This is a genomic window from Mesorhizobium sp. M7A.F.Ca.CA.004.06.1.1 (assembly GCF_003999135.1).
In the GTDB taxonomy this organism is placed as follows: Bacteria; Pseudomonadota; Alphaproteobacteria; order Rhizobiales; family Rhizobiaceae; genus Mesorhizobium.
The window spans coordinates 1-5,845 of the sequence record NZ_RZPQ01000359.1 but is presented as its reverse complement, the minus strand read 5'-3'; the positions used below and the strand labels follow the sequence as shown (position 1 = coordinate 5,845).

General features: G+C 64.6%; 6 protein-coding genes. All 6 read right to left on the bottom strand.

Annotated features, from left to right (window positions below; translation table 11 throughout):
• Positions 1–480 (bottom strand): GMC family oxidoreductase N-terminal domain-containing protein (locus EN906_RS20370; protein ID WP_206529139.1); only part of this gene is annotated, 480 nt, incomplete at its 3' end.
• A complete protein-coding gene (locus tag EN906_RS20365; RefSeq protein ID WP_127272425.1) occupies positions 477–1,991 on the bottom strand; it encodes an FGGY-family carbohydrate kinase in 1,515 nt (504 codons plus the stop codon). The genes EN906_RS20365 and EN906_RS20370, both read right to left, overlap by 4 nt.
• Before the next feature lie 22 nt (positions 1,992–2,013).
• On the bottom strand, positions 2,014–2,856 hold the full coding sequence (locus EN906_RS20360; RefSeq protein ID WP_127270631.1) for a class I fructose-bisphosphate aldolase: 843 nt from the start codon (positions 2,854–2,856) through the stop codon (positions 2,014–2,016).
• Positions 2,847–4,544 carry a glycerol-3-phosphate dehydrogenase/oxidase gene (locus tag EN906_RS20355; RefSeq protein ID WP_127375330.1) on the bottom strand — a complete coding sequence of 566 codons (1,698 nt, stop codon included), beginning with the start codon at positions 4,542–4,544 and terminating at the stop codon, positions 2,847–2,849. The genes EN906_RS20360 and EN906_RS20355 overlap by 10 nt, the downstream gene beginning before the upstream one ends.
• A gap of 20 nt (positions 4,545–4,564) precedes the next feature.
• Positions 4,565–5,560 (bottom strand): aldo/keto reductase, encoded by a 996-nt coding sequence (locus EN906_RS20350; protein ID WP_127272426.1) that lies wholly within the window; start codon positions 5,558–5,560, stop codon positions 4,565–4,567.
• Positions 5,557–5,845 (bottom strand): sugar-binding domain-containing protein (locus EN906_RS20345; protein ID WP_281060452.1); only part of this gene is annotated, 289 nt, incomplete at its 5' end. The genes EN906_RS20345 and EN906_RS20350, both read right to left, overlap by 4 nt.

Below are 5,845 nucleotides of genomic sequence, written 5' to 3'. Positions count from 1 at the left end.
CCATGAAAGCCGCTCCCGTTCGACCCGCCACTCGCCGCCGCTCCCGTGCATGGCGCCTTTGCCGCCGTGATAGTCTTCCGATTTGAGGAAATAGGGCAACACGTCATCCCAGCCCCAGTCGGCATTGCCGGCCTGACGCCAGCCATCGTAGTCGGCTGCCTGGCCGCGCATGTAGATCATGCCGTTAATCGATGAACAGCCGCCAAGCACCTTGCCGCGCGGATAGTTGAGGCTGCGTCCATTGAGACCGGCTTCCGGCTCGGTCTTCATCATCCAGTCGGTGCGCGGGTTGCCCATGCAGAAGAGATAGCCGATCGGGATATCGACCCAGTGATAGCGGTCGCTGCCCCCGGCCTCGAGCAGCAGCACATTGTTGCGCGGATCGGCGGAGAGCCGGTTGGCGAGCACGCAGCCGGCGGAACCGGCGCCGACGATGACGTAATCGTAATTGCCGAACGGGGACGGTGGATCTTCGGTCACGTGCGCGCCTGCTGTCCGGCGATGCGCTCCCACATCGGGGTCATCGCCTGGTTGATCTCGCCGTACAGTCGATACCGTCCCGCATATGCATCGGCAACCGCCTCGTTGGGTACAAAATGTCGGGCGGCCGCCGTCATGGCGGCGGCACCTGCGCTGTAGTCCGCGAAAATGCCGACGCCGGTGCCCGCCGCGATCGCCGCTCCCAGCGCGCCGGTTTCGCGGCTGCGCGCCACGGTGACGGGCACGCCGAGCACATCGGCGAATATCTGCGGCCAGACGCTGCTGCGCGAGCCCCCGCCCGACAGCACCACCTGGTCGAAATCAGCGCCCGCTCTGTGCAAGGTCTCGACATGGCGCTTATGCTCGAAGGCAACGCCCTCGAACAGCGCACGCAGCAGATGGGCTCGGCTGTGCCAGCCGGCGATGCCATAGAAGCCTGCGCGCGCATGGCCATTCTGCTGCGAGCCGTAAAGGAAGGGATGATAGATCGGGATGTCGCTGTTCGGATCGACGGACGCCACCAGTTCGCTGCACAATTCGAACGGCGACTTGCCGGCTTCGCCACCATGTTCGAGGAATTCGCGAACGATCCATTCGAGATTGGCGGCCGAGGTGGCACTGGATTCGATCGCCAGATAGCGCTGGCGGTCGAAAGTCGACAGCATGAAGATCGAAGGGTCGCGGATCGGTTCGTCGGTAATGACCTGGTTGATGCTCCAGGTCCCTGCGATAACCGATGCGGCGCCGGTTCTGGTCACGCCCGAACCGACCGCGCTGGCGACGACATCGAACAGCCCGGCGACGACCGGCGTGCCGGCGCGCAGTCCCGTCAGGGCCGCCACCTCCGCGCTCACATGACCGGCAATGTCGGCCGATTCCAGCACTGGCGGCAGCAGGTCCATGCAATCGCCGAGCCCATAGGCGGCAAGCAGGTCCGGCTCGTAGCGGCGGTCCTGCATCTGCAGCAGGCCGCAGCCCGACATGTCTGAAGTGTCGCTGCTGCGCGCACCAGTCAGGCGGTTGACGACGAAATCCTTGCACAGGAACACAGTTCCGATACTGGCGAACAAAGCCGGCGAAAAGCGCTTGAGCCAGGCAAGCAAGGTAGGCGTCTGCGCCGCCCACGGCCGTTGCAGGCAATGTGCATAGGTGCGGCCGCCGACATTCTGTTTTGCCCATTCGGCGACGATGTCGACCGCGCGTGTGTCGAGCGACTGGATGCCGATCAATGGCGCGCCCGTGCGATCGAGCGCGTAGAGCCCGTTGCCATGACCGGCGCAGCCGATGGCGACTATCTCGCCGGCGTCGATGCCGGCTTCAGCGATGCATTGGCCGATGACCGAAACCGCGTTGCGCCAGAGTTCGTCGAGATCGCGTTCGACATGCCCGGGCTTTGGCATGGACGAGCGGCCGTCACGGGCGGCGAATGCCAGTTCGCGGCCGGACAAGTCGAAGAGGATGGCCTTGATGACGGTGTTGCCGGCATCGAGGCCGAGGATGTAGCTTGCCATTGGCGCCTCCCGAGGCCGCAGCCTATGCCTGGTTGTACAGATCCCAGGCCACGCCGCCATCGGCATCGTCATGAATGATCGCCATCAGCCCGCGCACGACAGCGCTCGGGTTGGCATGCTGGTAGATGTTGCGGCCATAGACCATGCCAAGCGCACCCTGTGCCATCAAGGCGGCCGACTTGTCGAACACGGCACGCAGATCCTCCTTGCCGCCGCCGCGCACCAGCACCGGGCAGCGCGCCGCCTCGACGACGCGGTGGAAGTCGTTGGGATCGGTGGTCGGATCGGCCTTGACGATATCGGCACCCATTTCACGGGCAAGCCGGGTCAAGGTGACGATCTTTTCGGCATCGCCGTCGACCATGTAGCCGCCATGCTCAGTGACCGGCAGCATGGCCAGCGGCTCGATCATCAGCGGCAGGCCGTATTTCTCGCAATCGGCGCGCACGCGGGCGATGTTCTGCACGCATTGCCGGAACAGGTCGGGTTCGTCGGGCAGCATGAACAGATTGACCACGACGCAAGCCGCATCCATCTCGATGGCGCCAAGCAAGGGCTCGGCTTCATTCTGCAGCACCGCCCACATCGCCCGGTGGCGTATCCTGTTATAGGGATTGCCCATGTCGATGCGCATCACCAGCGCCGGCTTGTCCTTGCCAGGCACGGCCTGCAGCAGATCGGCCTGGCCGTAGTTCATCTGGATGGCGTCGGGGCCGGCCTTGACCAGCTGATTGACCACACCGGCCATGTCTTCCAGCCCGGCAAGGAAGCTCGGCTCGTTGCAGACACCGTGATCGATGGCTACGTCGAGGCAGCGGCCGCCACCGAACAGCCGGTTCATGCGGACTTTCTTGTTTATGCGCATAGGGCGCTCCTTTGATGCGTCTGGAGATCGATGCCGTGCCGGTCGGCCAGCAAGGCGAGGAAGGTCGAGCGCTCGGTGGCGGCCTCGCTGGCGCTCCAGCCCTTGTGCGCCGCCAGCATGTCGAGAACGGCGTTGATGAGGTCGAAACTGAGACCGCCCGAAATGGCGATGGTGGTGCGGCGCAGGAACAGGTCGGCAAGGCACTCGATCTGTTCGCGCTCGATGATGCGCCCGATTTCGCTTGCCGAATAGTCCGACTGCGGCAGCATCTGTTCGCCCGCGGGGTGCGAAACGAAATCCCTGGCCGACGTGCCATAGCGCTGCAGAAGTGTGCGCGCGCGCTCGACCGGCAGGCCATGCTCGGCGGCGAATGACGCGCACCAGGCGTCCGGATCGGCGGGGGAATCGCGGCCGCCACCGATGGCCATGTCCTGCGTGCCCTTGCCGCGCGCGAGGCCGAGCCGCTTCAACGCCATATCTGCGGCCAGCGCTCCAAACGAACGGAAGGTGGTCCACTTGCCGCCGATCATGCACAGTGTCGCCGGCAGATGCCCGGCCGGTTCGACGAACTCGCAAAAATGATCGCGCGGTATGCGGCTGGTAAAACTGTCCTCGCTGGCGGGCAACGGGCGCACGCCGGCGAAGCGGAACACGATCTGGTTTTCCGTGATCTTGATCGAGGGGAAGACGAAAGCGAGCGACTGCAAGATGTAGCGCTGCTCGTCCTCCTCGCAACGGACCTGGTCCGGATCGTCCACCCGGATGTCGGTCGAGCCGATCAGCACCTTGCCTAGATATGGAAACAGGATGCAGATGCGCCCGTCCTCGTTCTCATAGTAGACCATATGGCCGCCGAGCGCGTCGAACAGTTCGCCGTTGTCGACGATCAGATGCGAGCCCTTGGTACCGCCCATCATCGTCTGCGCCGTTGCCCCGATGGCCTTGTTGGTCAGGTCGATCCAGCCGCCGGTGGCGTTGATGACCAGTTGCGGCCGCACCGGCAGCTCTTCGCCGGTCAGCGTGTCGGTGATGACAAGGCCATCGCCTGTCGACGACACCTGCGCATAGTTCAAGACGCGGGCATTCGTCGCGCTCGCCATGGCGTCCAGCAGCATCTCCAGGCCGAGGCGCTCGGGCCGGCTCACCCAGGCGTCGTAGTAGGTCGCCGAATTGCGGATCGCCGGGTTGATCGCCGGCCATGTCTTCAGGGTTTCAGCGCGGCCCCTGAACCGGTGCGTTGGCATCAAACGCCGTGCAGCGGTGAAAAGGTCATACATGGCAAGCCCGGCCTTGATGACCAGCGCCCCGCGCCGGCTCGGCCGCCGCGTCAACCCCAGGAAACGCACCGCACCGTTGGCGAGACCGGAGAAAATGTCGAAGATCGGCACCGTCGTCGGCAGCGGAGCCACATAGTGCGGGGCATTCCTCAGCAGCCGGTCGCGTTCGAGCAGCGATTCGCGCACCAGTTTGAATTCGCCGTTTTCGAGGTAGCGCAGGCCGCCATGCACCATGCGCGACAGGGCGGCGCTGGCGCCGCTGCAATAGTCGCCCTTTTCCGCCAGCACGACATCGACGCCTTGCAGGGCCAGTTCGCGAAAGACGCTGATGCCGTTGATGCCGCCACCGATGACGAGCACGGCGATATCAGGCCGGTCGCGCAGACCAGCGATTGTATGACTACGGTTCATCGGGGCTGTTGCCTTTTTGCTCAGGCATCCATCGCGGTGAGATGCGCGGCTGCCGCGGCGTCGATTGCCGCTAGCTCGCTTGCCGCAAGCGTGATCTCGCCGGCCCGTGCATTGTCGAGCGCCTGTTCGGGATTGCGCGCGCCGCACAGGGCGAAGGTGATGCCCGGCTGGGCGAGCGTCCAGGCGATGACGATCTGCGCCGTCGACGCCTGGTGGCTCTCGGAGATCGGGGCGATTGCCTCTTTCAGCTTTGCGACTTTCTGCCGGTTGGCCGTGGAAAAGCGTGGGTTGTCCTTGCGCTGGTCGTCGCCGCCGAATGTGCGCTCTGGGTCGACCGTGCCGGTAAGCAGCCCCAGCGCCAGCGACGAGTAGCTGAGGGTGGCAATGTCATGGCGGCGGGTGATCGGCAGCAGGCTGCTCTCGATGTCGCGGTCGATCATCGAATAGCGCTCCTGGATCGCATCGAGCTGGCCGGCATCGATATACTGGCCAAGATCCTCGGCGCTGATGTTGCTGGCGCCAATGGCGCGGATCTTGCCGGCTGCCTTGAGCTTTTCCAATACCGCCATCGTCTCGGCGATCGGCGTCGTCGGGTCCTGCCAATGGGTGATGTAGAGGTCGATATGATCGGTGCCCAGACGGCGCAGGCTCTGCTCGATCTCATAGGCGATGCCGTCGGCGCCGAGATAGCGATGCACAGGCTTGCCGTCCTGATCGAAGAAATGGCCGCCCTTGCCCGAATGCCAGTTCAGCCCGCATTTGGTCGCGATCACCACCTTGTCGCGCTTGCCCTTGATGGCGGTGCCCACGATCGCCTCGCTGCGGCCAAGACCGTAGGCCGGCGCTGTGTCGATCAGGCTGAGGCCGGCATCGATCGAGGCTTCGATCGCCCTGACCGACTCCTTCTCGTCGGTGCCGCCCCACATCCACCCGCCAATCGCCCAGGTGCCCAGGCCTACGGCCGACGCCGATATGCCGGACTTGCCGATCTGCCGCTGGATCTGTCGAGAATTCATGCTACCTCCTGTTCGGCCAGCTCGAGGATCTGGAGCCCCGTGGCCTCGTCCGTGACGATGGTGTCGAGATGGTTGCCGCGCAGGGCGGCGAGGATCGGCGCGACCTTGCTGGGGCCGCTTGCAATGCCGATCGAGCGCGGGATGGTCGCGAACTCGTCAAGCGTCAACGAGACCAGCGAACGGTTGAGCGAGTAGTTGCAAAGCTTGCCCTGGCGGTCGATGAGATGAGCGAGCAGCTCGCCTGTCGCCCCGGACTTCTCGATCGCCTGGCGATCGGCATTCGAG